22 protein-coding genes are annotated in these 25,734 nt (G+C 62.7%); 11 read left to right on the forward strand and 11 right to left on the reverse strand.

Annotation, left to right across the window (positions count from 1 at the left end; translation table 11 throughout):
* Positions 1-3: 3 nt before the first annotated feature.
* From FHX03_RS07995 to queF, 6 genes are all read left to right on the forward strand, one after another.
* Complete coding sequence (locus tag FHX03_RS07995; protein ID WP_183853215.1) at positions 4-2,253, forward strand: TonB-dependent hemoglobin/transferrin/lactoferrin family receptor; 2,250 nt, start codon at positions 4-6, stop codon at positions 2,251-2,253.
* Between the two features lie 267 nt (positions 2,254-2,520).
* On the forward strand, positions 2,521-4,710 hold the full coding sequence (locus FHX03_RS08000; protein ID WP_097626638.1) for an anthranilate synthase: 2,190 nt from the start codon (positions 2,521-2,523) through the stop codon (positions 4,708-4,710).
* Positions 4,711-4,822: 112 nt separating this feature from the next.
* The gene (locus FHX03_RS08005) at positions 4,823-5,062 is read left to right on the forward strand and encodes a hypothetical protein (protein ID WP_003561395.1); all 240 of its coding nucleotides are present in this window, start codon (positions 4,823-4,825) and stop codon (positions 5,060-5,062) included.
* Positions 5,063-5,077: 15 nt separating this feature from the next.
* Positions 5,078-5,749, forward strand: a complete 672-nt coding sequence (locus FHX03_RS08010; RefSeq protein ID WP_183853217.1) for a DUF2161 domain-containing phosphodiesterase — start codon at positions 5,078-5,080, stop codon at positions 5,747-5,749.
* A 190-nt stretch (positions 5,750-5,939) separates the two neighbouring features.
* Complete coding sequence (gene emfA, locus FHX03_RS08015) at positions 5,940-6,854, forward strand: CDF family cation efflux transporter EmfA (protein ID WP_097626642.1); 915 nt, start codon at positions 5,940-5,942, stop codon at positions 6,852-6,854.
* Complete coding sequence (queF, locus tag FHX03_RS08020) at positions 6,854-7,318, forward strand: preQ(1) synthase (protein ID WP_003581211.1); 465 nt, start codon at positions 6,854-6,856, stop codon at positions 7,316-7,318. The genes emfA and queF overlap by 1 nt, the downstream gene beginning before the upstream one ends.
* Positions 7,319-7,453: 135 nt before the next feature.
* On the opposite strand, the gene FHX03_RS08025 is transcribed toward queF, so the two are convergent.
* Positions 7,454-8,230, reverse strand: a complete 777-nt coding sequence (locus FHX03_RS08025) for a DUF2076 domain-containing protein (protein WP_183777591.1) — start codon at positions 8,228-8,230, stop codon at positions 7,454-7,456.
* 278 nt (positions 8,231-8,508) lie between these two features.
* Here FHX03_RS08025 and FHX03_RS08030 point away from each other — a divergent pair, with 278 nt between their 5' ends.
* The 3 genes from FHX03_RS08030 (at position 8,509) to leuA (ending at position 12,553) form a co-directional block, all read left to right on the forward strand.
* Positions 8,509-9,093 (forward strand): ATP-dependent Clp protease proteolytic subunit, encoded by a 585-nt coding sequence (locus FHX03_RS08030; RefSeq protein WP_097626644.1) that lies wholly within the window; start codon positions 8,509-8,511, stop codon positions 9,091-9,093.
* A gap of 134 nt (positions 9,094-9,227) precedes the next feature.
* A complete protein-coding gene (locus FHX03_RS08035; RefSeq protein WP_183853219.1) occupies positions 9,228-10,457 on the forward strand; it encodes a benzoate/H(+) symporter BenE family transporter in 1,230 nt (409 codons plus the stop codon).
* Between the two features lie 362 nt (positions 10,458-10,819).
* Positions 10,820-12,553: a 2-isopropylmalate synthase gene (gene leuA, locus FHX03_RS08040; protein ID WP_183853221.1), complete on the forward strand. Its 1,734-nt coding sequence runs from the start codon at positions 10,820-10,822 to the stop codon at positions 12,551-12,553.
* A 334-nt stretch (positions 12,554-12,887) separates the two neighbouring features.
* Here the strand turns inward: leuA and FHX03_RS08045 are convergent, their stop codons facing one another.
* The 4 genes from FHX03_RS08045 to FHX03_RS08060 all read right to left on the reverse strand — a co-directional run bounded on the left by FHX03_RS08045 (position 12,888) and on the right by FHX03_RS08060 (position 16,049).
* Positions 12,888-13,730, reverse strand: coding sequence for an anti-sigma factor family protein (locus FHX03_RS08045; protein WP_183853223.1), 843 nt, complete (start codon positions 13,728-13,730; stop codon positions 12,888-12,890).
* A 1-nt stretch (position 13,731) separates the two neighbouring features.
* Positions 13,732-14,241 carry an RNA polymerase sigma factor gene (locus FHX03_RS08050; RefSeq protein ID WP_097626652.1) on the reverse strand — a complete coding sequence of 170 codons (510 nt, stop codon included), beginning with the start codon at positions 14,239-14,241 and terminating at the stop codon, positions 13,732-13,734.
* A 180-nt stretch (positions 14,242-14,421) separates the two neighbouring features.
* A complete protein-coding gene (locus FHX03_RS08055) occupies positions 14,422-14,982 on the reverse strand; it encodes a tetratricopeptide repeat protein (protein ID WP_183853225.1) in 561 nt (186 codons plus the stop codon).
* Between the two features lie 158 nt (positions 14,983-15,140).
* Complete coding sequence (locus FHX03_RS08060; protein WP_054182557.1) at positions 15,141-16,049, reverse strand: metallophosphoesterase family protein; 909 nt, start codon at positions 16,047-16,049, stop codon at positions 15,141-15,143.
* A gap of 70 nt (positions 16,050-16,119) precedes the next feature.
* Between FHX03_RS08060 and FHX03_RS08065 the strand changes: the two genes are divergently transcribed.
* Positions 16,120-16,599, forward strand: coding sequence for an NUDIX domain-containing protein (locus FHX03_RS08065; RefSeq protein ID WP_097626656.1), 480 nt, complete (start codon positions 16,120-16,122; stop codon positions 16,597-16,599).
* Positions 16,600-16,613: 14 nt separating this feature from the next.
* On the opposite strand, the gene FHX03_RS08070 is transcribed toward FHX03_RS08065, so the two are convergent.
* A complete protein-coding gene (locus FHX03_RS08070) occupies positions 16,614-17,600 on the reverse strand; it encodes a glutathione S-transferase family protein (RefSeq protein WP_097626658.1) in 987 nt (328 codons plus the stop codon).
* A gap of 227 nt (positions 17,601-17,827) precedes the next feature.
* Here FHX03_RS08070 and FHX03_RS08075 point away from each other — a divergent pair, with 227 nt between their 5' ends.
* On the forward strand, positions 17,828-18,391 hold the full coding sequence (locus tag FHX03_RS08075; RefSeq protein WP_097626825.1) for a GNAT family N-acetyltransferase: 564 nt from the start codon (positions 17,828-17,830) through the stop codon (positions 18,389-18,391).
* Position 18,392: 1 nt separating this feature from the next.
* Here the strand turns inward: FHX03_RS08075 and FHX03_RS08080 are convergent, their stop codons facing one another.
* The 5 genes from FHX03_RS08080 to FHX03_RS08100 are packed head-to-tail and all read right to left on the reverse strand — an operon-like array spanning position 18,393 to position 25,639.
* Positions 18,393-18,809 (reverse strand): GNAT family N-acetyltransferase, encoded by a 417-nt coding sequence (locus tag FHX03_RS08080; RefSeq protein WP_097626660.1) that lies wholly within the window; start codon positions 18,807-18,809, stop codon positions 18,393-18,395.
* 4 nt (positions 18,810-18,813) lie between these two features.
* Positions 18,814-20,883: a hypothetical protein gene (locus FHX03_RS08085; protein ID WP_183853227.1), complete on the reverse strand. Its 2,070-nt coding sequence runs from the start codon at positions 20,881-20,883 to the stop codon at positions 18,814-18,816.
* A gap of 1 nt (position 20,884) precedes the next feature.
* Positions 20,885-23,698 carry a DUF4159 domain-containing protein gene (locus FHX03_RS08090; RefSeq protein WP_183853229.1) on the reverse strand — a complete coding sequence of 938 codons (2,814 nt, stop codon included), beginning with the start codon at positions 23,696-23,698 and terminating at the stop codon, positions 20,885-20,887.
* Entirely contained in the window at positions 23,695-24,615 is a 921-nt protein-coding gene (locus FHX03_RS08095; RefSeq protein WP_183853231.1) for a DUF58 domain-containing protein, read from the reverse strand. Before FHX03_RS08095 ends, FHX03_RS08090 begins: the two co-directional genes overlap by 4 nt.
* A 13-nt stretch (positions 24,616-24,628) precedes the next feature.
* On the reverse strand, positions 24,629-25,639 hold the full coding sequence (locus FHX03_RS08100) for an AAA family ATPase (RefSeq protein WP_003593035.1): 1,011 nt from the start codon (positions 25,637-25,639) through the stop codon (positions 24,629-24,631).
* Positions 25,640-25,734: the final 95 nt, after the last annotated feature.

Here is a 25,734-nt window from a genome sequence, read left to right on the forward strand (position 1 = left end):
GTTATGATCGTCCGGTATTGGCGCTCGGTGCTATTGGTCTGCACGGCAGCCGCATATGTTCTTCCAGTTTCGCAGTCTTTCGCGCAAAGCGCCGCGGCAACCACGCCGCAAGCGACGACGGATGACAGCACCGTCCTGCAGAAGATCGTCGTCAAAGGCAAACGCGTGGCGCCGGGCAGCGTCGCCGACACGCCGCTTGCAACGGAGATCACCGACAAGCAACTCGACGAGAAACAGGTCACCAATCTCGAAGACCTCGGACGCAGGGTCGATCCCGGCGTGAACTTCTCCCGCGGCGATGCCGGCGTCAATCTGCGCGGCCTCTCCGGCGCACGCATCCTGACCGTGGTGGATGGCATTCCAATCCCCTATCTCTCGAACAGCGCACGCCAGGGTGCATTTGCGCCGGCCAACGCCAACGGCGGCGGTGACACGTTCGATTTCAACTCTCTGTCGTCGCTCGATATCGTGCGCGGCGCGGATTCCAGCAAGGGCGGCTCGGGCATGCTCGGTGGTGCGATCGTCGTCAACACGCTGGAGCCGGAGGATATCATTCCGGAAGGCCGTGACTGGGGTGCGATCGTCAAGTCTACCTATGACAGCGAAGATAGCAGCCTTTCCGGCTCGGCGGCCGCGGCGAAGAAGATCGGCGGCACGTCAATCCTGTTTCAGGGCGGCTACCGCAAGGGCCATGAGCGGGCGAACATGGGCAACACCGACGTCTATGGCCGGTATCGCACCGAGGCCGATCCCGCCGATTTCGACCAGCACAACCTGCTCTTCAAGCTCCGCCAGGACCTGGAAGGCGGTCATCGCATCGGCCTGACGGCGGAACGGTTCCGCCGGGATCTCCAGACAGACCTGAGAGATCTGCAGGGAACCGGACGCACCTACATGATCGACAACTATGACGGCCGCGAACTGCGCGACCGCGATCGTGTATCGCTCGACTATGACTATGAAGCACAGTCCTCGGATGCATTCTTCACCAGCGCACGGGCCGTCCTTTACTGGCAGGATCTGAAAAAGGAGTCGGGCAGCAAGGGACGCACAGCGGCCAATGTCGCCTACGGCCGCAACAACGAGATCGAAAATAAGACCTGGGGCTTCCACGGCACGGTCACCAAAGATTTCGAATATTCGAACGTCCGCCATTCGGTAAAGGCAACGCTCGACGCGACGACGTCGGCCTGGAGCCAGTACAGCTCCGCGCTTTGCCCGACGCCGACCACGTGCCCCTCGCTCAACAACCAGTCGGAAGTGCCGGATGTTGACAGCAAGACGATGGGCCTGTCGATCGAGGACAAAATCGAGTTCGGCGATACGAATTTTGCGCTGACGCCGGGCATTCGTTTCGACTGGTTCAGCTATGATCCGTCGACGGGTGGCGGTTTCGCCAGCAACCCCGCGCTTGCAAAATTCGGTGCGCTGTCCGATCGCAGCGATCAGCATGCTTCGCCGAAGGTGCTTGCCACCTACGAGCTGACACCCGATGTGCAACTCTACACCCAGTTGTCGTCGGCCTTCCGCGCCCCGACTGTCGACGAACTCTATAGCCGCTTCTACAATGCGGGCGGCAATTATGCCCAGCTCGGCAATCCCGACCTGAAGCCCGAGACCGGCTACGGTGTCGAAATGGGCGCCAATTTCGACACAGGCGATTTCAACGGTCGTCTGGCGCTCTTCCACAACCGGTACCACAACTTCATTGAAACGGTGACGAGCGTCAACGCCTCCACCGGTATCACCGAGTTCAACTATACCAACATCAGCAGTGTGACGATCTCGGGTGTCGAAGCGAGCGCCGACAAGACGTTCAATAACGGCATCAACCTGCACGCCGCACTTGCCTATGCTTACGGCAGGAACGAGGAAACCGCCCAGCGCCTGCGCTCGGTGGCGCCCTTCAAGGCGATCGTCGGCGGTGGCTGGAGCAACGAGACTTTCGGCTTCGACCTTTCCTCGACGCTTGCGGCGGGCATGCTCACCGATCATCTCAAGACTGTCGGCTCGACCGCCGATACGACCTTCGATGCGCCCGGCTATGCAATCGTCGACCTGACCGGCTGGTGGACGCCGGAACAGGTGCCGGACCTGCGCGTTCAAGCCGGCGTCTACAACATCTTCGACCAGGAATATTTCAATGCGCTCGCCGTGCGGGACGTCAATCTTGTCTCGACGGCATCGCAGCCGCGCGATTGGTATTCCGAGCCTGGCCGTACCTTCAAGGTCTCGCTCACCAAGACCTTCTGATTGTCGATACGCCTTCGAGGCTGGGGAGAGGGCGGCTTTCGGGCCGCCTCTTTCATTCGCGCAATCGCCTCTTGCGCGGCGGCTGATCTCAGGCTAACAATTTTTCCATGATCAAGTCCTTGAACATTGCTGTTTGGTGGTGGGCTCGCTAAGGCGGCCTCGACCAATCGTGTCCAAAGACGACGACGAGTGAGCCGCCCGAAACTTCGAGGCGGCTTTTTTATTTATCGCCGCCTGTCGTCCGGGCCCCGATAACGGAGTGGAACAATGGTAACGATCCTGCGGGATGATGGTGCGGAAATCTACGAGACCAAGGGCGGGATATCGGTCACGCGGCAGCGGCGTGCGATCCCCTACGGCGACGCGGTCTCTTCCTATATCGACAAGCTCGATGAGCGCCGCGGTGCGGTGTTCTCGTCGAACTACGAATATCCGGGCCGTTATACGCGCTGGGATACCGCCGTCGTCGATCCGCCGCTCGGCATCTCCTCCTTCGGGCGCGATGTCTGGATCGAGGCCTATAACGAGCGCGGCGAGGTGCTTCTCGGCTTCGTGACCGAGCGGCTGAAGACGGTCTCCGACCTCGTGCTCGGCGCTTCCTCCGCCCGGCGCCTCGACCTTTCCGTCAAGACGCCGGACCGGGTGTTCACCGAGGAAGAGCGCTCGAAGATGCCGACGGTCTTCACCGTGCTGCGCGCCGTTACCGACCTCTTCTATTCGCACGCGGATGCGAGCCTCGGGCTCTACGGCGCCTTCGGCTACGACATCGCCTTCCAGTTCGACGCAATCGATCTGAAGTTGACGCGGCCCTCCGACCAGCGCGACATGGTGCTTTACCTGCCCGACGAGATCCTCGTCGTCGACAATTACGCCGCCAAGGCCTGGATCGACCGTTACGATTTCGAAAAGGGCGGCGTGACGACCGAGGGCAAGGCGCAGGATATTGCGCCGGAGCCTTTCAAGCACACGGATGCCATTCCGCCGAAGAGCGATCACCGGCCGGGCGAATATGCCGAGCTCGTCACCAAGGCGAAGGAAAGTTTCCGCAAGGGCGACCTCTTCGAAGTCGTGCCGGGGCAGAAATTCATGGAGCGCTGCGACAGCAAGCCTTCCGACATTTCCAGGCGGCTGAAGGCGATCAACCCGTCGCCCTATTCCTTCTTCATCAATCTCGGCAGCCAGGAATATCTGGTCGGCGCATCGCCCGAAATGTTCGTGCGCGTGTCCGGCCGCCGCATCGAGACCTGCCCGATTTCGGGCACGATCAAACGCGGCGACGATCCGATCGCCGACAGCGAGCAGATCCTGAAGCTTTTGAATTCCAAGAAGGACGAATCCGAGCTGACCATGTGCTCCGACGTCGATCGCAACGACAAGAGCCGCGTCTGCGAACCCGGCTCGGTCAAGGTGATTGGCCGCCGGCAGATCGAGATGTATTCGCGCCTGATCCATACGGTCGACCACATCGAAGGGCGGCTGCGCGACGATATGGATGCCTTCGACGGTTTCCTCAGCCACGCCTGGGCCGTCACCGTCACTGGCGCGCCGAAGCTCTGGGCGATGCGCTTCATCGAGAGCCATGAAAAGAGCCCGCGCGCATGGTATGGTGGGGCGATCGGCATGGTCGGCTTCAACGGCGATATGAATACCGGTTTGACGCTACGCACCGTGCGCATCAAGGACGGCATCGCCGAGGTGCGCGCCGGCGCGACGCTGCTCAACGATTCCATTCCAGAGGAAGAAGAAGCCGAAACAGAATTGAAGGCCTCCGCCATGCTTTCCGCCATCCGCGATGCCAAAACGGGCAATTCCGGCAAGATCCAGCGCGACGTCGCAAGCGTCGGCAAGGGTGTCAGCATCCTGTTGATCGATCATGAGGACAGCTTCGTTCACACGCTCGCCAATTATTTCCGCCAGACCGGGGCGACGGTTTCGACCGTGCGCACGCCGGTGCCGGACGAGATCTTCGACCGGCTGAATCCTGACCTCGTCGTGCTGTCGCCGGGACCCGGAACGCCCAAGGATTTCGACTGCAAGGCGACGATCAAGAAGGCGCGGGCGCGCAACCTGCCGATCTTCGGCGTCTGCCTCGGCCTGCAGGCGCTCGCCGAAGCCTATGGCGGGGAACTGCGCCATCTGGCCCTGCCGATGCACGGCAAGCCGTCGCGCATCCGCGTGCTGGAGCCGGGCATCGTCTTCTCCGGCCTGTCGAAGGAAGTGACGGTCGGCCGTTATCACTCGATCTTCGCCGATCCTTCGACGCTGCCGCGCGAGTTCATCATCACGGCGGAAAGCGAAGACGGTACGATCATGGGCATCGAACATGAGAAGGAGCCGATCGCCGCAGTGCAGTTCCATCCGGAATCGATCATGACGCTCGGCGGCGATGCCGGTATGCGGATGATCGAAAATGTCGTGGCGCATCTGGCCCGCAAGGCGAAGACGAAGGCTGCTTGATGGCTATCCGCCCCGCCCTTCCTTGTCACGGGAAGGGCGGGCGGCCATTCAGCGGTTGACTTTATCGTGCAAATCAGAACATTTCAGGAACGATTAACCGGGAATTATCGCCGTGGCCAATGCTGAAAAGTTCATCGTGCTCCCTTACCGCAAGAACCGCGGCAATCTTGTGCCCGGCGAAATGCGCCAGGCGTCGAACTCCGTCAGCGCTGAAAAGATCGCCTCGGCGATGGCTGAGCGGTTCGTCGGCGTGGCGGCCTATGCCGTGATCGTCGACGAAGAAACCGGCGACATGTCCTCACCGCGACTGCTCGCCCGATATGGCGAGATTGCTGATCTCAACGCCGCCTGAGTCGCCGTTTTCGCTGTGGAAACGTCGCTCTACCTGCCGGTCAAAACTTTCCTCGAAGCGGCCGGTTATGTCGTGAAGGGCGAGGTCGCCGGATGCGATCTCGTCGGCTTGAGCGAGGGCGAGCCGCCGGTCGTGGTGGTCTGCGAACTGAAACTTTCCTTCAACCTCGAACTGCTTCTCCAGGCAGTCGACCGCGCCGCCATCAGCGATGAAGTCTGGATCGCGGCCCGCGTTTCGGCCAAGGGGCGTGGGCGGGAGGCCGATAAACGTTACCGCGACCTCTGTCGACGGCTCGGCATCGGCATGCTCGGCGTCTCCGACGGCGGTGAGGTCAGCGTCATCGTCAGTTCCGTCTCGCCGATGCCGCGCACCAATCCGAAGCGGCGCACGCGCCTCGTCAAGGAGCATCAGCGCCGCCGCGGCGATCCTGCCGTTGGCGGCGGCTCGCGGGCGCCGATCATGACCGCCTACCGTCAGCAGGCGCTGCTTTGCGCTTCGGCACTCGATCGGGGAATCGTAAGGCCTCGAGATATGAAGGCGCTGACGTCAAAGGCCGGTCCGATCCTGCGCGACAACGTCTATGGATGGTTCGAGCGCCAGGAAAAGGGCGTCTACGCGCTGACGCCGCCAGGGCAGGCCGCTCTCCTGCGCTGGCCGCAGGCTGACCTTTCCTACCCGATCGGCTGAGTCGCGCCGCAAGGCAGCTTTCCGGCGAGGGGCGGCAACGCCTGTGAACGGAGTGGCATTCTCCTTTGACAAATCCATCATCATCGCCCATATCACCCTCAACTGGGCCGCCTGCGCGACATTCGCGTGGGCGGTTTTGCGTTTCAATGGCTTGGACCCTGCAATTCATTCGCAACCGCAGGAGGACGATATGAGTGACAACGGCGATCTTACGGTTAGGACGCTGGCGATGTGGGGCATTCCGCTGTCGCTCGGCGTCATGGGCCTGAAGATGGTGGCTTGGTGGGTCACCGGATCGGTGGCGCTGCTGTCGGACGGGCTCGAATCGACGGTCAACGTCGTTGCCGCCTTCATCGCCTTTTTCGTCATTCGCTATGCGCAGAAGCCGGCCGATCACGACCATCCCTTCGGCCATCACAAGGCGGAATATCTGTCGGCGGTCACCGAGGGCGTACTGATCGTGGTCGCCGCACTCCTGATCGTCAACGAGGCGATCGGCTACCTCGCCGAGCCCCGCATGCTCGATGCGCCGGTGCTCGGGCTTGCGATCAATTTCGCGGCCGGTGTCATCAATGCGGTCTGGGCGCGGCTGCTGATCCGGACCGGGCGCAAACATCGCTCGGCCGCACTTGCCGCGGACGGGCAGCATATCTTGTCGGATGTGGTGACCTCCGTCGGCGTGCTCGCCGGCCTGCTGCTGGCGCTGGCGACCGGTTATGCGATCTTCGATCCGGTGCTTGCCATTCTGGTTGCCGTCAACATCATCTACCAGGGCTGGAAGGTGATCTCGCAATCGATCGGAGGGCTGATGGACCAGGCCGTTGAGCCGCGCGAGGAGGAGGCGATCAAGCAGGCGATCGCCACCCATGCGTCAGGCTCGATCGGCGTACACGACCTGAAGACCAGGCGGGCCGGCGCCGTCACCTTCATCGATTTTCACATGGTGGTTCCCGGCACTATGTCGGTGCGGCAGGCGCATGATATATGCGACCGCCTTGAGGATGCCATCAGTGCGGTGCACGAGGGCGCCAAAATAGCCATTCACGTGGAGCCGGAGGGCGAAAAGGCCCATGGAATCCGCGTCAAAGTCGTCAAGGAGGCATGATGCCGAATACCGATGTTTCCAGCCTTTCGATGCTGGGCCAGCAAACCGAAACCGCACAATCGCCGGAGCAGGCAGTGCTTGAAAAAGTGCCGTCCAACCATGCCGGCACCGATTACGTCGTGCGCTTCACCGCGCCGGAATTCACTTCGCTCTGCCCGATGACCGGACAGCCGGATTTCGCCCATATCGTCATCGATTACATTCCGGGCGAATGGCTGGTGGAATCGAAGTCGCTGAAGCTCTTCCTGCATTCCTTCCGCAATCACGGCGCTTTCCACGAGGATTGCTCGATCTACATCGCCAAGCGCATCGTCGAGCTGCTTGATCCCAAGTGGCTGAGGATCGGCGCCTACTGGTATCCGCGCGGCGGCATTCCGATCGACGTCTTCTGGCAGACCGGCAAGCCGCCGGAAGGTGTGTGGCTGCCGGAGCAGGGCGTCGCCACCTATCGCGGACGTGGGTGAGCCGCGGTCGGGCGCAGCCCGAGCAATCGATCCAGTGAATCGATTGCAGCGGCGAACGCCCTGAGCCCAAGCGAAGGGCCGGGATACGGTGCGGCAATCGAATACCAATTGCCACCCATCCTTGTCGGTTGAACCTCAAACATCCGTAACGTCGTCACTAGACGAGTCATCGCTGTAATCGTCGCCGTCGTCATAATCGGCCTGCTGCACATTGTCGTTGTCGTTATTATCGGCCGCATTGTCGGACGCCTGGCCAGTGTCGTCATTGCCATAATAATTGTTGATGACGGTTTCCTCGGTAGGCGCGCTGGCATTGCCGAAAGGGTTGGCGCCGAAGGGCGAGCCCCAGCCGAGCGAGGACATGTGATTGCCGAAGATGCCGCTCAGCGAATTGGCAAGCAGCATGCCGCCGGCAACGCCGGCTGCCGTGCCGAGCGCGCCGCGCAGGAAGCTGCCGCCGGCGGACGGCGCATAGGCCTGCTGGCTCCAGGGGCCGGTTGGTTGTTGCTGCTGCGGCTGGCGACCATCGCGGTCGTAGCCGCGGGAATCGTCGTAGGCGCGGGACTGCTGACCCCAGGGACCGTGATTGGAAGGGACGGGTGCCGGCTGCTGCGTCTGGGTGTTGCCGAAGATCGAGCTCAGGAAGCCGCCGCCCTGTTCGGCCTGGCGGTGCTCACTCGCGCCGGCTTCCAGCTGGCGGACATGCTCTTCGAGTTCCTTGATATGATTGGCGGCCGCTTCCAGTCCCTTTTCCTGAACGATGACGGCCTGGGCGAGATAATAGGTGGCGGAGGGCTGTTCGCGCGTTGCCTGGTCGATCAGGGCCTCGGCGTCGCGGTCGCGCGGCTGGGCCGCTGCTGTGCGCACACGGTCGAAGAGGGCGGTCAGCAATTGGCGTTCTTCGGGTGACATGTCTGCCTCCTGTTGGTCCGAAGCGCTCTCGTATCCGACCGGACGCGTAAAGCGCTCCATGGTTTTTCGGTGCAGCTATCGCTGCGTGAGGTTGAGGTAGGAACCGATTCAGGCTTTTCAAAGCCTTTCACCGTTACATTTCAGTAAGGCTTGCAGAACGGCCCGCGGCTTCTTAAGGATATCTCCATCGCTTCGGTGCCTTGTGTTTTTCCCACATTGTTTTAGGCATTGAGTCGCACTATGTGCGGGGAAGCCGAATTCATCTCCAAGAGGTTCGAATGAACGACGAAGACCAGGACGACAAGACGAAGGAACTGCCGCTCGGCAAGGAAACGGAGGCGAATCTTTTCAAGTCGCGTTCGATCTTCATCTACGGACCGATCAATCAGGAATTGGCGCAGAAGGTCTGCTCGCAGCTTGTGGCGCTTGCCGCGGCCAGCGACGAAGACATCCGCATCTATGTGAATTCGCCCGGCGGTCACGTCGAATCCGGCGATTCCATTCATGACATGATCAAGTTCATCAAGCCGAAGGTCTGGATGATCGGCACGGGGTGGGTCGCCTCCGCCGGCGCGCTGATATATGTCGCCGCTCCGAAGGAGCAGCGCCTGTGCCTGCCGAACACCCGCTTCCTGCTGCACCAACCCTCGGGCGGCACGCGCGGCATGGCATCCGACATCGAGATCCAGGCACGGGAGATCATCAAGATGAACGAGCGCCTGAACAAGATCATGGCGGCAGCCACCGGCCAGCCGCTCGAAAAGATCGCCAAGGATACCGATCGCGATTACTGGCTGTCGGCCGAAGAGGCGAAGGACTATGGTCTCGTCTCGCGGATCGTGACGTCGCAGGCCGATATCTGAGTTTTCTCATGTAGTGTTATTGAACGCCCTCGCCTGCAGCAGCAGGCGAGGGCGTTTTGTTTCTGCCGGAAGACACAGGTGCTGAACGGAAGGAGCTGAATTCGGACTTGCGCGGGCGGCAACCGTCATGCTCCATGCGTCATTCCCGCAGTTCGAGTTCCGCCATGCTCAAAGATTTTTCCGTCCAGGCCTTGTTCATGGGGCTGCTGACCGCCTTCGTCGGCTCCGCCAGCTCCTTTGCCGTCGTGCTGCACGGGCTCGAGGCGGTCGGCGCCACGGATGCGCAGGCGGCTTCGGGGCTGATGGCGTTGTCTATCTCCATGGGCATCTGTGCGATCGTGCTCAGTGGGGTGACCCGATTGCCGATCAGCATCGCGTGGTCGACGCCGGGTGCCGCACTGCTCGCAAGCACCGGGGCGATCGAGGGTGGCTTCAATGCGGCGGTCGGCGCATTCCTGATATGCGGCGCGCTGATCGTCGTCGCCGGGCTGTTCAAGCCGCTCGGCCGGGCGGTCGCCGCCATTCCGGCGCCGCTTGCCAATGCGATGCTCTCCGGCGTGCTGATCGGCCTCTGCTTCGCGCCGGTGAAGGCGATCAGCTTCAATCCCGTCCTCGGCCTGCCGATCGTCGTCGCCTGGATCGTCGTCGGCGCCTTCAAACGGCTCTGGGCGGTGCCGGCGGCACTCGCGGCCTTCGTGCTGGTGCTCACCTTCGGCGTCGATATTCCGGACGGCTCTCTCAGTTCGCTCGAACAATCGCTGGTGCCGGCGGCTGAAATCGTCCGGCCGGTGTTCAGTCTCGCCGGCCTTGTTTCGTTCGCGCTGCCGCTGTTCATCGTCACCATGGCCTCGCAGAACATTCCGGGTATCGCCGTCTTGAAGGTCAACCACTACGATCCGAAGCCCGGTCCGCTCTTTGCCGTCACCGGCTTTTTCTCGCTGCTGTCGGCGCCGTTCGGCGGCCACGCCGTCAATCTGGCGGCGATCACCGCGGCAATGTGCGCCGGACAGGATGCCCACGCGGATCCGAAGCGGCGCTATTGGGCGTCGCTGACCGCCGGCGTCGGGTATGTCATCCTCGGGCTGCTTGCCGGCGCGGTGACGGCTTTCGTCGCGCTTGCGCCTCCGATCCTGATCGAGGCGGTGGCCGGGCTGGCGCTGGTCGGGGCTTTCTCCTCCTCGGCGATGTCGGCCTTCCAGGCGCCGGAGTCGCGCGAGGCGGCGGCGATCACCTTCCTCGTCACCGCCTCAGGCGTTTCCTTCGGCGGCATTTCCGGCGCTTTCTGGGGCCTGATCGCCGGCGGGCTGATGCTGGCGCTGTCGCGGCTGGTGAGCGTTTGGAAAGACCGACGCCAGCCGCGGTAGCGGAATGGCGCTGCGCCTTCGGCGGCCAAAAGCCCGAGCAAGGGCTTGCCAGTTTCCCGGCCCAAGGTTATAAGCGCGGCCATGAAGACCACTGGCGCCAGAATTTCAGACACGATTGCACGCGGCCGCATCGCCCTGCGTGACAATACGCGCGCCTTGACCTCGCTTCTTCTCCTCGGCCTTACGCGCGGTTGCCGGGTCCTTTGAGGAGCGCCCGGCGGCCGAAAGCCCGCCCGGCGATTGCTCCTCGCGATTCATTTTCAAAATTGACCTAACGACCGACAAAGGTCCGCATTTGTTTATCGCCAAGCCTGACATGATCGGCTAAGAGCGGGCAAATGCCGGGACGAGGAGACGATACGATGAATGCAAAGACGCAATTCTCCGAGGGGAAAACGGCCTCCGCAAAAGGCATGCCGGACGCTGCGGTGAAATACCGGGCCTATCCGCAGGTAAACATTCCCGACCGCACCTGGCCGACGAAGACCATCACCAAGGCGCCGGTCTGGTGCTCGGTCGACCTGCGCGACGGCAACCAGGCGCTGGTCGACCCGATGGGCCACGACCGCAAGGCCCGGATGTTCCAACTGCTGCTGGAGATGGGCTTCAAGGAAATCGAGATCGGTTTCCCCTCCGCTTCGCAGACCGATTTCGATTTCGCCCGCTGGTGCGTGGAAGAAGGCAACGTGCCCGCCGACGTCTCCCTGCAGGTGCTGGTCCAATGCCGGCCGGAACTCATCACCCGCACCTTCGAAGCACTGGAAGGCGCAAACCGGCCAATCGTACATTTTTACAACTCGACCAGCGAGCTGCAGCGCCGCGTCGTCTTCGCCAAGGATGTGCAGGGCATCAAGCAGATCGCCGTCGATGCTGCCAAGATGATTACCGACATGGCCGTCAAGGCAGGCGGCGGCTACCGTTTCGAATATTCGCCCGAGAGCTTTACCGGCACAGAACTCGAAGTGGCGCTGGAAATCTGCAATGGCGTCATCGAGGTGGTCAAGCCGACGCCCGATAACAAGCTGATCATCAACCTGCCGTCCACCGTCGAGATGGCGACGCCGAACGTCTATGCCGACCAGATCGAGTGGATGTGCCGCAATCTCGACAATCGCGAGAATCTGATCATCTCGCTGCACCCGCATAACGACCGCGGCACCGGCATCGCCGCTGCCGAACTGGCATTGCTGGCAGGCGCCGACCGTGTCGAAGGCACGCTCTTCGGCAATGGTGAGCGCACCGGCAATGTCGACATGGTGACGATGGCGTTGAACATGTTCACGCAAGGGGTCGATCCCGAGATCGACTGCTCGAACATTGAGCGTATCAAGGAAGTGTTCGAATATTCCAATCAGATGGCGATCGGCGAGCGTCATCCTTACGTCGGCGAGCTGGTCTATACGGCCTTCTCGGGCTCGCATCAGGATGCGATCAACAAGGGTATGAAGGCGGCGCAGGTCGCCAACCACCCCGTCTGGGAAGTGCCGTACCTGCCGATCGATCCGCGTGACGTCGGCCGTTCCTACGAGGCGATCATCCGCATCAACTCGCAGTCCGGCAAGGGCGGCATCGCCTATATTCTGCAGCAGGATTACGGGCTGAACCTGCCGCGCAACCTGCAGGTGGAGTTCCGCGAGGATATCCAGCGCATTACCGACGTCGAGGGCAAGGAGCTTCCTTCAAAGCGGATCTACGACCGTTTCATCGAGCGCTACGTGACGCAGCCCGATGGACGCCTCAAATTCGTCGACCACCACACCTATCCCGATACCGAGCACAAGGGCCAGCGGATCGTGGCGGCCGAGATCACCGACAATGGCGAGATCAAGCGCATCGAAGGGCGCGGCAACGGTCCGATCGACGGCTTCATCAATGCACTGTCGCATTATCTCGGCACCGAGATGTCGGTAGAGGATTATTCCGAGCATTCTCTGCAGCACGGCTCGAACGCGGCGGCGATCTCCTACGTCGAGACCTCCTATCCCGGCGGCAAACTCTTCGGCGCCGGCATCAATACCAACATCGTCGCGGCATCGCTGGAAGCGATCGTCTCGGCGGCCAACCGCGTGCTCGATGTGAAGGCCGGCAAGGGTTGATCTTCGACGGAATCAGGCCGCGATCGCTTCGGTGCGGCGCGGTCTGATGAGGAGATTGGCTTCGTTGAGTCTTCGGTGAGCGCTAGCCAATGAAAGGCGTGCCATGCGGCCCCCTCATCCGCCCTACGGGCACCTTCTCCCCGAGGGGAGAAGAGGGAGCAGCAAGCTTTCTGCCCTGCCTTCCCACTGCAGACGTCTTAAGAGCGAGAGGTTGCCGCATGTCTCTTCTCCCTTGGGGAGAAGGTGCCGGCAGGCGGATGAGGGGATGCTGATTTGCCATGGTGCCACCTCAGCTCCGCAGGCGGTAATTATTCGCCACGGACGACAGCCGGCATCATATCGCCGTAGCGATCTTCATGGCGAGCTGGCCGAGGGCCGCCTCGGCGGAGGGGCCGGCAAGCACGTAGGAGGTGCCGGCATTGTGCCATGTCACCAGACCGATCTCGTCCTTGATGGTTTCTTTGAAGTCGTCGGTCTCCGGTGGCTGCGCGTCCTTGCGGAAGCAGATGGAGATGACGTCGCCGTCGGCGTTGGAATAGACGAGCTGGCCGACAGGGCGGCTGTCGCCGAGGATGACGCGCGCGCCCTGGAAGGTCCAGGCTTCGGCGCTGAGATCAGGCACGCGGAAGGGCACGCCGATCGCGGTCGTCAGCCAGCTGGAGATTTCCTCGGCCTGCGAGGCGGGCACTTCGACGAGATGGCGAGGCTGGCGGATCAGCAGGCGCTGATAGGCGGTGACGTCGCCCAGCCAGTCGCTGGTATTGGCCGGCGCCGTCGCGGAGTTCGTGGTGGCGATTTCGTCGGCATCCGGGCTAGTGCCGACGAAATAGCCGATACCGCAACCGACGGCGAAGAGAATAAGCGCGGCGGCCAGCGCCTGCGGGCCGCTCGGCGCCAGTTTCACCGGCGGGCGCGTGGCGCGCTGCGCGATCGGTGTCTTCGGCGGCTGCGTGCTCTTGATCGAGCGGACGAGGGCGAGAGGCACAGGCTCCTTCAGGATGTCGTCGAGACGGCGGCGGCCGAAATCGGCGCCGTGGCGCAGTTTCTCGTGCAGCCGTCGCGCATTCTCGTCGGTTGCCAGGCGCTGCTCCAGTTCGTGGCGCTGTTCGGGCGAGACCTCGCCATCGAGAAGGGCGGTAAGCTGGGCTTCGAGCGGCAATTTCCTAAGATCGAGCAATTCAGTACCTGTGGATCGGGTGGGTGCCGGAAAGTCCGGCAAAATGCAGCCTTGCCGTCGCGAGCTGTGAGACGACATTTGCCACTGGCGTGCCCATGATGTCGGCCGCCTGCTGGTAGCTGTGGCCTTCGACGTCGACGAGCAGGAACATGCTGCAAAGGCCGTCCGGCATATCGGCGATCATGCGATGAATGGCGTCGGGATCGACTGCAGCCGAGCGCTCGCGCGCGGCGTCGCGAATATCCGTGACGTTGCCGCGGACGGAAGCCTTCGGCTTGCGCTTGCGGCTATCGTCGGTCCATTGCTGGCGAGCGAGCGTGTAGATCCAGCTTTCCAGGCGGCCTTCACCACTCCATTGATGGCCCTTTGCGATGGCGCGCTGACAGACGGCCTGGACGAGTTCGTCGGCCACGGCGGCCTCACCCGCGAGCGTGATCGCGAAGCGGCGAAGGCGGGGCAGAAGGCCGACGAGATCACGCCGGAGATCGATGGTCGTTGCGGGTTGACGCATTGTCTATCCAAGAAGCATTCACAATGGTTTCGCGGACGATGGGTTCGCCTCGGCCGCGAAGCCGGCCTTATCGACGCCGCATGTGCTTTATGAAGCAAGTCTCCTGCACTTCGCAAGCATCCGGCTGTCTTCATCCCCTTTTCTCAAGGGATTTTCGTATTGTGGCCCACAAAACTTGCGTCAATATGTCTTGTAGCCGTTCAAGCTTTGCAGCAGAGCGCGATAGGCCCATGTCCCTTCGCCGCCGCGATCGCGGATTTCGACGAGCTGGACACGGGCGCCCTGGATGTCTCCCTGTTCCACCAGCGCCATGCCCATGTAGGAGCGGGCAAGGATGTAGTTCTCATCCGCCTGCAGCGCCTTGCGGTAGTAGGACATGCCGAGTTCCATGCGGCCAGCCTTGCGATTGGCGTAGCCAAGATAGTTCAGGATGCGCGGGTCGTTCTGGTTGCGGGCGAGATTGAGCACGGCAATGGCATTGTCATACTGGCCGGCATAGGCAAATTCGCGGCCGAACTTATAGAGATCGTCGTCGTTGAAGCTGCTCTTCTTCGGGTTGACGCATTCCTTCTTGGCTTTGTCCCAGACCTTGCCGCCGGTGCAGGTCTTGGTCGTCTGGGTCTTCGGCGGCGGATTGGTGTCATCGTTGTTGTCGCCCACCGCGAAAGCAGCTGTGGCGATGCCGAAGGCAAAGCCGGCGGCGAGCGAAAGTCTGGACAGGTGACGGAAGGAAGAAGTCATTGGCGGGCTCCGTTCTGAGGCGATGCGTTGGCCGGATTGTACGCTTACCGCTAAAAATACCAAGAGGGTAAGCGGCCGCCATGGCAATTGCTGCGGCGATGGCCGGGCCTCCTCTGATATCGGTTCAAGTGTTGGAGGAAAAGAGTCCGGAGCCGGCGCTAACGCGCGAAAATATCTGCGCTTTCCGCCATCACGGCATCGCCGGACCGGTTGACGCTGAAGCGTTCGCCGCTGAGTTCCCAGGCGCCGGGAGATCCGTCGATGGAGAAGAGGTTGTAGGCGGCGGGTGGCTTGATGCTGCCCGGTCCTTGCGAGGCGGAGGCGATGCCGACGACGGGCACCGGCTGCACCTGGCCGCGCAGCCAGTGCAGCGTGTTCAGGTGCGTGTGTCCATGCAACACAAGTTCGGCGCCGCCGGTCGAAATCACCGCGGCGAAGCGGCGGATGCCGATCATCCGCTTGTAGAAGGTCGTGGCGCCGCGGATCGGCGGATGATGGATCATCACGACCCGGAAGAGACCGGCTTCGCCGGCCGCTCGCAGCATGTTGACGGTATCGCGGGCCTGGCGCGCACCGAAAAAGCCGGAGGCGGCAAAGGGAGGGGTGGCGACCGCCGTCGAGCAGCCGACGATCGCGACTTTGTCGCGGATGCGCAGATAGGGAAAAATATGGCGGTCTTCCTGCCATTGCGGCGGGGAGAGATCGCCGCGGACATACTCGTACCAGGCGCGCATCGACTTCTCGTAGGCCCCGGGCACATAGGCGTCGTGATTACCGGGAACCACCGAGGTGTCGGCCGGATCGCCAAGCGCGCGCAGCCAGGCGGCGGCGGCGCGGATCTCGATACCGCTCGCGAGATTGACGAGGTCGCCGGTGACTGCCAGATGATCCGCCTCGTGGGCGCGGATGTCGTCGAGCAACAGATCCAGCGTGCTGCCGAAAAGGTGCTTGCGTCGATTTCGATGCCAGTTCACAAAGCCCGTTATGCGTTTTGAAAACAGCTCCTGGATGGAAAGACGGGGTAACGGCCCGAGGTGGACGTCGGAAATATGCGCGAGCTTGAACATGCTACGAGACATAGACCAGCTTATTGACAAATCAAACACATCCGGCGCGATGAAGGGCTGAAACGGAACGATGGTGGATAAAGAAAAGCGGCCTCTTCATATCAGAACGGCCCTGCGCCTTCTGCATGTCTATTTCTCCTTCGCCCGCGGCATGACGATGGGCGTCAGGGCCGCCTGCTTCGATGCGGAGGGGCGGATTTTTCTGGTGCGCCACAGCTATATCGGCGGCTGGCACATGCCGGGCGGCGGGCTGGAACGCAACGAGACGGTCGAAGAAGCGCTGGCCAAGGAATTGCGCGAAGAGGGCAACCTCAGGATCATCGGCAAACCGCAACTGGTCCAGGTCTATTTCAACACCACGAATACTCGCCGCGACCATGTCGTGTTCTACCGGGCGAATGTCGAGCAGACGGCGCCGCGCCCGCCTGACTGGGAGATCTCCGACAGCGGCTTCTTCCGGCTCGACAGCCTGCCTGAGGGTACGACCAAGGCGACGCATCGCCGCCTTGCCGAGCTTCGAGGCGAGCAGGAGCCCGACCACCGCTGGTGAGGGCTCCACATTTTTTAAGCCGCGGCAAGCTTCGCACGTCCATGCGGGCTGTCGAGATCGAGCGCCGGGCCGACGGGAATGATGCCGGTCGGATTGATGGTCTTGTGGCTGCGGTAATAGTGCTGCTTGATATGCGTCAGGTTCACCGTCTCGGCAATGCCTGGCGTCTGATAGAGATCTCTTAAGTAGCCGGGCAGGTTGCGGTAGTCGGCGATCCGGCGGATGTTGCATTTGAAATGGCCGACATAGACCGGGTCGAAGCGCACCAGCGTCGTGAACAGGCGCCAGTCGGCTTCGGTCTGACGGTTGCCTAGGAGATAGCGGCCTTTGCCAAGACGTTCGTCGAGCATGTCGAGCGTTTCGAACAGCTTGCCGACATTTTCCTCATAGGCTTCCTGCGTGGTGGCAAAGCCCGCCTTGTAGACGCCGTTGTTGACGGTGTCGTAGACGGTGGCGTTCAGCGTGTCGATTTCGGCGCGGAGATCCTCGGGATAAAAATCGGTCTTCGAGCCGGTCAGCCCGTCGAAGGCGCTGTTGAACATGCGGATGATCTCGGCGGATTCGTTGCTGACGATCGTGCCGGTCTTTTTGTCCCACAGAACGGGAACGGTGACGCGGCCGGAATAATGCGGATCGGCCTTGACATAGATCTGCCAGAGCGTGGCTGAACCGAAGAGCTGGTCGCCGGTGGCGCCGTCGCCGACTTTGAATTCCCAGCCATTGTCGAGCATCAGCGGGTCGACGACCGAGACTGAGATCAGTTCCTCCAGCTTCTTCAGCTTGCGGAAGATCAGCGTGCGGTGCGCCCATGGGCAGGCAAGCGAGACATAGAGATGATAACGCCCGGCCTCGGCCTTGAAGCCGCCGCTGCCGGAAGGGCCGGCCTCACCGTCCGATGTCACCCAGTTGCGGAACTGCGAGGGCTGCCGCTTGAACTGGCCCTTGCTCTCCTTCGTGTCGTACCAGACATCATGCCAGACGCCGTCCACCAGCATTCCCATGATCTTCATTTCCTTTGGTTGCGTGTCGAGATCGAAGTTAGCTGAGATAGCGGGGCTTTGCAGGCGGTAAAGGTTGAACAGTGTGTCACGTTGTTTTGGCGCTGCATAATTTCCAGTGCTGTCGTGTGCATTTTGCGTTGGACGGCGGAAATTTTTCCTGCTATCGGCCTTTCACGGTTTTAGGATTCCTGCCTGATGTTCATTGCCAGAAACCCGCGACGACGCTGATGCTCCCGAACGCCCAAGGCGTGTTCGAGACCCATCAATCTGTCCATCCGGTTTCTGCCATCATGTACAAGCACGATCTCGTCTACCTCACCGAAGACGCGTCTCATGACGCCGCCATCGAACATATCAACGAAGAAGCTTTTGGGCCGGGCCGCTTCACGCGGGCGGCAGCGCGCATTCGCGAGCAGGGGCCGCACGATCTGTCGCTCTCCTTCATCTGCACCGATAATGGCGAGACGATCGCTTCCGTGCGCATGACGCCGGTGCTGGCCGGCACGGTGAAGGGCCATCTTCTCGGCCCGCTCGCCGTCCGTCCCTCGCACAAGAATCAGGGCATCGGCCGCGAACTGGTGCGGATCGCGGTGGAGGCGGCCAGACGCAAGGGCTCGGAAGCCGTGATCCTCGTCGGCGATCCGCCCTATTACGGCCCGCTCGGCTTCCAGAAGGTTGCCTACAACGCGCTTTCCTTTCCAGGCCCCGTCGATCCCGGCCGCGTGCTCGTCGTGCCGATCGCCGAGGATGCACACGAGCGGCTGAAGGGCATCATCGCCTGGCACGGATGATTTACAGACGTTTGCGGAGGAAGCTGCGCGTGCGGCCTTCCGGGAAATCCTCAAGCTCGCCGAAAACTTCATAGCCCTGGCGCAGATAAGCGCTGAGAGCCTGCGGGCTGAAGGTGTCGATCCAGGCGCCGCGGCATCCCCGTGCTTTCGCTTCTTCTTCGGCTTTTGCGAGGAGCTTGCCGGCGAGACCGGTGCCGCGCAACGTGTCGGGAATATAGAGCATCTGGGTGAAGAGCCAGCCCCAGGCGGTAAAGCCCGACAGGCCGCCGGTCAGCTTGCCGTCGGTATCGCGGATGAGAACGGCAAGCGGCCGGCGATCGGAGGGGCCGACATCACTCGCGTTGAAGGCGGAGAGCGCATCGGTGATCGCCGCCAGTTCCTCCGGCGAGGGTGAGGCGGTCAGCTCGAATTCCGACATCAGATTACCGCCCCTCGCGCCACCACATGGTTCCGAAGGCCAACAGCAGGATGCCGACGCCGGCAAAACCGGCAAAGAGCGGCAGCGTGTTGATGCCCTTCAAGACCGTCTCGCTGGTCATGCGAATCATCATGCGATCATTGTCGGCGACGCGGACCTGGCCGCGTACCGGCAGGATCGGCGGCACGCTGATCCTGCCGTTTTCGTTGGCGACGCGGGTGACGAGACCCTTGCTTCTCTCGGTGACCGGCTTCAGCACATCGGTCGTCGAGATCATCGCCTTGAATTCCGGTGCGTCGACGGCGCCGATATGGACAAGCGTCGACAGCTTGCCGTTGCGGATTTCGAAGAGGCCGATTTCATCCATCCGCTTCTCGGCCTTGTAGAGCCCCGGTTCGGCCTGGGTGAGCGGCAGGGTTTCGGTCTTGCCCGAGGGGTAACGCACGGTGGCGTTGCCCGGATTGTCGCCGATCGTCTGGCGCGTGACTTCAAGCGTTCGGCCGGCGGCGCGCGCCGTCAGCGCTTCTTCCTCCAGCGCCGGCTCCTTCATCAGCCAATGGGCGATACGGCGATAGAGCGAAACGTTCGGTCCGCCGCCTTCGAAGCCGCGCGCCCAGAGCCAGCCCTGATCGGAAAGCAGCATGGCGACCCGGCCCTGGCCGGCGCGGTTCAGCACCAGCAGCGGGTGGTTGTCTGCACCGAGCATGATCGTCTCGCCCTGCGGCCGATCGACATCGACGCTGCGGAACCAGCGGCCCCAATGCGGCGGATCCTCGCCCGAACCGTCCAGGCCGCGGGTGACGGGATGCTTGCGGCCTTCCTCGGAGAGGCGCGGGTAGAAGGCCTTTTCGATCATCTCTCCGGTGGGCGTTGCCGGCAGGACCGAGGAAAGCGGCGTCAGTGCGATGGAGTCGGGGCCGGCATGCTCGGGACCGGCGGCGATCAGCAGCGCGCCGCCATTGTCGACATATTGGGCGATGTAATCGTAATAAAGCAGCGGCAGCACGCCGCGGTGCTGGTAGCGGTCGAAGATGATCAGGTCGAAATCCTTGATCTTGTCGACGAAGAGTTCGCGCGTCGGGAAGGCGATCAGCGACAGCTCGTTGATCGGTGTGCCGTCCTGCTTTTCCGGCGGCCGCAGGATGGTGAAATGGACAAGATCGACCGAGGCATCGGATTTCAGCAGGTTGCGCCAGGCGCGTTCGCCGGCATGCGGCTCGCCGGAGACGAGAAGGACGCGGAGATTCTGGCGGATGCCGTCGATGACGTGAACGGCGCGATTGTTGGCAGTGGTGACCTCGCCCGGAAGTGCGGCAACGGAAAATTCGAGCACGTTGCTGCCGCCGGCCGGCACCTTGAAGGAGAAGGGCGTATCCTGACCGGGCGTCGCCTGAAGGGTGGCGATCTCGTCACCGTTCAGCTTTACCGTGACATTGGCCGTGCTGCCGGGGCTCGGGCCGTCGTCGAAGACGCGCAGAACGACCTGCTGCTCCTCATTGACGATGCCGAAGCGCGGCCCCTTGATGACTTCGATGCGGCGATCGAATTCGTTGGCTTTGCCGGTGATGAGGCCATGGATCGGCGCATCGAAACCGAGCGCCTGATTGGCGGCCGGAACATCGTGAACTTCACCATCGGTCAGCATGATGGCGCCGCCGATGCGGGCAGGCGGAACATCGGCGATGTTGGCCGACAGCGCGTCGAACAGGCGCGTCGACGGCACATCGGAATTGACGTCGCCTTCGACATCGACGAAGCGGGGCTCGATCTGGGGGAAGCGGGCGAGCTGCCCCTTCAACGCCGCCAGCGCATCGTCGGTCATCTTAACGCGATCGGGCGTCTGCTGGCTCTGGCTTCGGTCGACGAGAACCGGGACGATCGTCGACAGCTGATCCCTATCCTCCTGCAGCAGCACCGGATTGGCAAGGGCGGTCAGCATGGCGAGCGCCGCCAGCGTTCTGATCCAGGCGCCGCGAATGCCGCGCCAGATCGCGAAGGCGGCGATGATGACGCTGACGGCGGCCAGTGCGGCCAGAACCGGCCAGGGCAGGAAAGGCGAAAAGTCGAAGGTCATCTCACTGTCCTAACCGTTCGAGAAGGTCGGGAACATGGACCTGGTCGGTCTTGTAGTTGCCGGTCAGCATATACATCATGATGTTGACACCGGCACGGTAGGCATATTCGCGCTGCGCTTCATCGGACGGCACGGTCGGCAGCATCGGCACGCCGTTATCGTCGACTGCCCAGGCGCCGGCGAAATCATTGCCGGTGATCAGGATCGGCGAAACGCCGTCGGCCGTCGCAGCCGATTTTTCGGTCGCTTCGCGGCCACCCTGCCGAGCCTCGATCCAAAGCGGGCTGCCGGTGTAACGGCCGGGAAAGCTCGACAGGAGATAGAAGGATTTCGTCAGCACGTGGTCCGATGGCACCGGTTCCAGCGGCGGAATGTCGAGATTGGCGAGGATTGCCTGCAGCCTCTGGCCGTTGGCGCTGATATTGCCGCCATTGTCCAGGGCGCTAATCTGATCGCGCGTATCGAAAAGCACGGTGCCGCCATTGCGCATATAGGCGTCGATGCGGCTGATCGCCGCCGACGGCGGCATCGGCGCCGTTGCCGAAACCGGCCAGTAGATGATCGGATAGAAGGCGAGTTCATCTTTGGTGGGGTCGATGCCGACGGGCGGCGCCGGCTCCAGCGTCGTGCGGAACGTCAGGAACTGGGTAAGGCCCTCGAGTCCGCGCTCGGATATCTCGTCCACATCCCGTTCGCCGGTGACGACATAGGCGAGATGCGTATTGTCGAGCCTCTGGAGAATGAGGTCGTCGCCGGGCTGCGAGTCATCGGCATGAAGCATGCCGGGTTGCACAAGGAAGCCGACACTGACCGCAATGGCGATCATCGCCGCTGTGCGGGCAGCCGGGCGCAATCGTGAGAACGCGCCGTTCATGAAAAGGACGACCAGACTGTCGGCCAGCAGCAGCAGAAAGGCTGCGAGAAAAAGCACGGGCTTTGCCGACCAGCTCTCGCCGCCAATCAGGCCTTCGCGCACGGCATTGGTCCCGATTGTGCCGAGCGGCGTCAGTTCGGCGTCCTCAGGCAATACGTTCAGGGAGGTGAAACCGTCTTCCGAACCGTAGAGCCCGGGCGGGTTGTCGAAATTCGCCGTCGGTTCGGCTCCGGCCTGTGGAATGAGGGGTCGCGCCGCGCCCGTCTCGGAGACGAGCGTGCCCTTGGCCGTCAGCATCCGGAATGGCGGCAGGGTTTCGGAGACACGCGCATTGCCGCGCGCCTCCGACGTGACGCCGCCCGAGCGCGATATTTGCAGGAGGTGGCGCAGCATGTCGACGAAAGTGCCCGAGATCGGCAGATCGGACCAGGTCGCTTCCGCGGTCACATGAAACAGGACGATCTGTCCAGATGCGAGCTGCTTCATCGTCACCAGCGGCGTGCCGTCAGCCAGGCTCGCCCAGGTGCGTTCGGCAAGATCGGGCGTCGGTTCGGCAAGCACCTGCCGCTTGACGACGACATCGGCGGGACGCGCTATGCCGGCGAAAGGCCCGAAACTCGGAAATTCGGCGAGCGACTGCGGCTCGCTCCAGGACAATGTGCCGCCCAGCGCCCGCTCTCCCTGGCGCAGGATGACGGGGATCAGCGGATCGTCGGCAGGGGCTGCGGCCATGCGCGGACCGGCAAAACGCAGCAGCATGCCACCATTCGATATCCAGCGCGTCAGCGGTTCGTAGGTTTCTTCAGGCAGACGGCCGATATCGGCCATGATGATGATGGAGGGATTGCTGGCGAGAAGTTTCGGTATGGCGACCGAAAGGTCGGAATCGCTGGGCTGGATCAGATCCGCATAGGGCTGCAGCGCCCGCTGGATATAATAGAGCGGCGAGAGCAGCGGCTGGAACTCATCCCCGCCTTCACCAGACAGCAAGACAACACGGCGGCGCTTGAATGCATCGTCGAGCAGGTGAACGGCGCCGGCCGTTGCGCCGTTGTCGACGCTGACGCGGGCGAAATCGTTGCGCATTTCGAAGGGGGCCGTGATCGAACTTGTCGCCACGCTCTGGCCGGGGCGGAAATCCACCCTGCCGTTGGCAATCGAGCGCCCCTGGGTATCGACCGCATTCAGCGCCACGGATGCGGCGCGCGAACTGTTAAGCCGTGTGACCTTGACGGTCATGGCATCGGCCGCATTGTTGGCCGCGGTGATCGCGACCGTCCGTTCGGCATCGCCCTCGATCAGGCGGAGATCGGCGGGCTGGAGTTCCGCGAGCCTTTGCACCGTCGCGTCGTTGGCCTTGACAGCGGCGCCGTCGGTCAGGAAGGCGAGGGTCCCGGGTTTGACGCCGTTCAACGCCGCGCGCAGCGCCTGGAAGGCGCGCTCGCGGTCCGGCACCAGCGGTCGCGGCTCGGCGGCGCGCAGCTTGTCGCGGGCGGCCGCGGCGGTGCCTGGAACGGCGTTGTTGGTCGGATCGGCGGTGAAGGCGATCGACACCGGCGTGCCGGCGGATTCGGCGTCGTCTATCAACGCGTCGGCCGTCTGGATGCGGCGCTCCCAGTCTGGGGCCGCCGCCCAGCTGTTGTCGACGAAGAGGACGAGCGGGCCGCCTGAGGCGAGCGAACTGGTGCGCGGATTGAAGACCGGATCGGCGATCGCAAGAATGACGGTGGCGGCGAGCAGCATGCGCAGCAGCGTCAGCCACCACGGGCTCTGCGCCGGCGTCTCCTCGCGCTTCAAAACGGAGGCGAGGATTTTCAGCGGCGGGAAGACCTCGGTCTTCGGCCGCGGCGGCGTCAGCCGCAGCAGCCACCAGATGACCGGCAAGGCGACGAGTGCGCCCAGAATGGCGGGAAAGGCGAAAGCGAAAGGAAGGGCGTTCACAGCTGCCCTCCATGCGTTGCCTTGGCCGGCATGCCGGAAAGGTACATGTGCACCGCGACCAGCGCCTCCGAGGCAAGATGATCGGTGCGGTGCGTCGCAAAGGTCCAGCCGAGATGGCGCAGCGACTGGCCGAGGCTGTCCCTGCGGGCGAGGTAGGCATTGCGATAGGCTTCGCGGATGTGTTCGGCGCGGCCGGAGATGAGCTTGGCGCCGCTCTCCGGATCGGTGAATTCGGTGCGGCCGCTATAGGGGAATATTTCCTCGGCGGGATCCGATATCTCGACCACGTGGCCGCGCAGGCCGCGGCGGGCAAGCGGGCCGAGGCGTTCCATGATCGCCGGTGCATCATCGAGGAAATCGCCGATGAGGACGAGGTCGCTCCAGCCGCGAATCATTGCCGTTTCAGGCAGACCGCCGGTCAGCGGCGTGTGCATGAGCGCGGCCGCAAGACGCTCGGCGGCATTGCGGGTGGAGGCGGGATCCATGACGCCGGGGCAGCCGATACGCTCGCCGGAGCGGGCGAGTATCTCGGCCAGCGCCAGCATGACGACCAGCGCGCGACTTTCCTTGGAGACGCTGCCATAGCTCGACTTGTACATCATCGAGGGCGACATGTCGCACCAGAGCCAGATCGTGTGGGCCGCTTCCCATTCGCGCTCGCGCACATAGGTATGATCGTCGCGGGCGGAGCGGCGCCAATCGATGCGCGACAGGCTTTCGCCCTCGGCATAGGGACGGAACTGCCAGAAATTTTCGCCGATGCCGCGCTTGCGGCGGCCATGCCAGCCGGCGATCACCGTATTGGCGATGCGCTTGGCTTCCACCAGGCAGTCCGGCACCAGGGCGGCCCGCTGCCTGGCGCGGGAAAGGGCATCGCTGCCTGACGTCGGATTGACGATCTGTCCGATAGATGCCACGCGTCCGGCTTCCTTATCCCTTTGCCTGCTTGACCAGTCCGGCGATGACGTCGCGCACCGACATGCCTTCGGCGCGGGCGGCGAATGTCAGCGCCATACGGTGCTGGAGAATGGGTTCGGCCAGCGCAAAAATATCGTCGAGCGAGGGCGCCAGGCGGCCTTCATAGAGCGCCCGGGCACGGGCGCAAAGCATCATCGCCTGGCCGGCGCGAGGACCCGGACCCCAGGCGACGTTCTTGTCGGTCGATGCATTGCCCTGGCCGGGGCGGGCGGACCGCACCAGCGCCAGGATGGCGTCGACGACCGTGTCGCTCACCGGCATCTGACGCACCAGCGTCTGGATCTCGATCAGCCGCTGCGCGTCGATGACGGCTGCCGGCCGGGTTTCCCCCAGACCCGTCGTCTCGAGCAGGATTTGGCGTTCGGCGGCGAGCTCGGGATAGTTGACGTCGACCTGCAGCAGAAAACGGTCGAGCTGGGCTTCGGGCAGGGGATAGGTGCCTTCCTGCTCGAGCGGGTTCTGGGTGGCGAGCACATGGAAGGGCGCCGGCAGGTCATAACGCTGGCCGGCGATCGTGATGTGATATTCCTGCATGGCTTGCAGAAGCGCCGACTGGGTCCGCGGCGAGGCGCGGTTGATCTCGTCGGCCATCAGTAGCTGAGCGAAGACAGGACCCTTGACGAAGCGGAAAGACCGGCGTCCACTGTCGTCCTGATCCATCACCTCGGACCCGAGAATATCCGAGGGCATCAGGTCGGGCGTGAACTGGATGCGGTTGGCGGCGAGGCCGAGGACTTCGCCGAGTGTCGTCACTAGTCTGGTCTTGGCAAGGCCGGGAACGCCGACGAGCAGGGCATGACCACCGGAGAGCACGGCGAGAATGGTGTTCTCGACGACGCTTTCCTGACCGAAGATCACCTTCGAGACCTCTCCGCGGATGGCGGCGATATCGGAGAGCGCCTTTTCGGCGGCGGCGACGATTGCCTTTTCATCGAGGCTGGCTTCGGTCTTCATCATACCCATAGGCATCTCCAACGGCTGAAATCATTCGGCAGCGAATCGGCGGACTTATACATGTGCCTCATACCCGATAGAGTTATGGAGATGTGACGGGCTGA

Origin of the sequence: Rhizobium sp. BK456 (genome assembly GCF_014194045.1) — a bacterium.
Lineage (GTDB): Bacteria > Pseudomonadota > Alphaproteobacteria > Rhizobiales > Rhizobiaceae > Rhizobium > Rhizobium redzepovicii.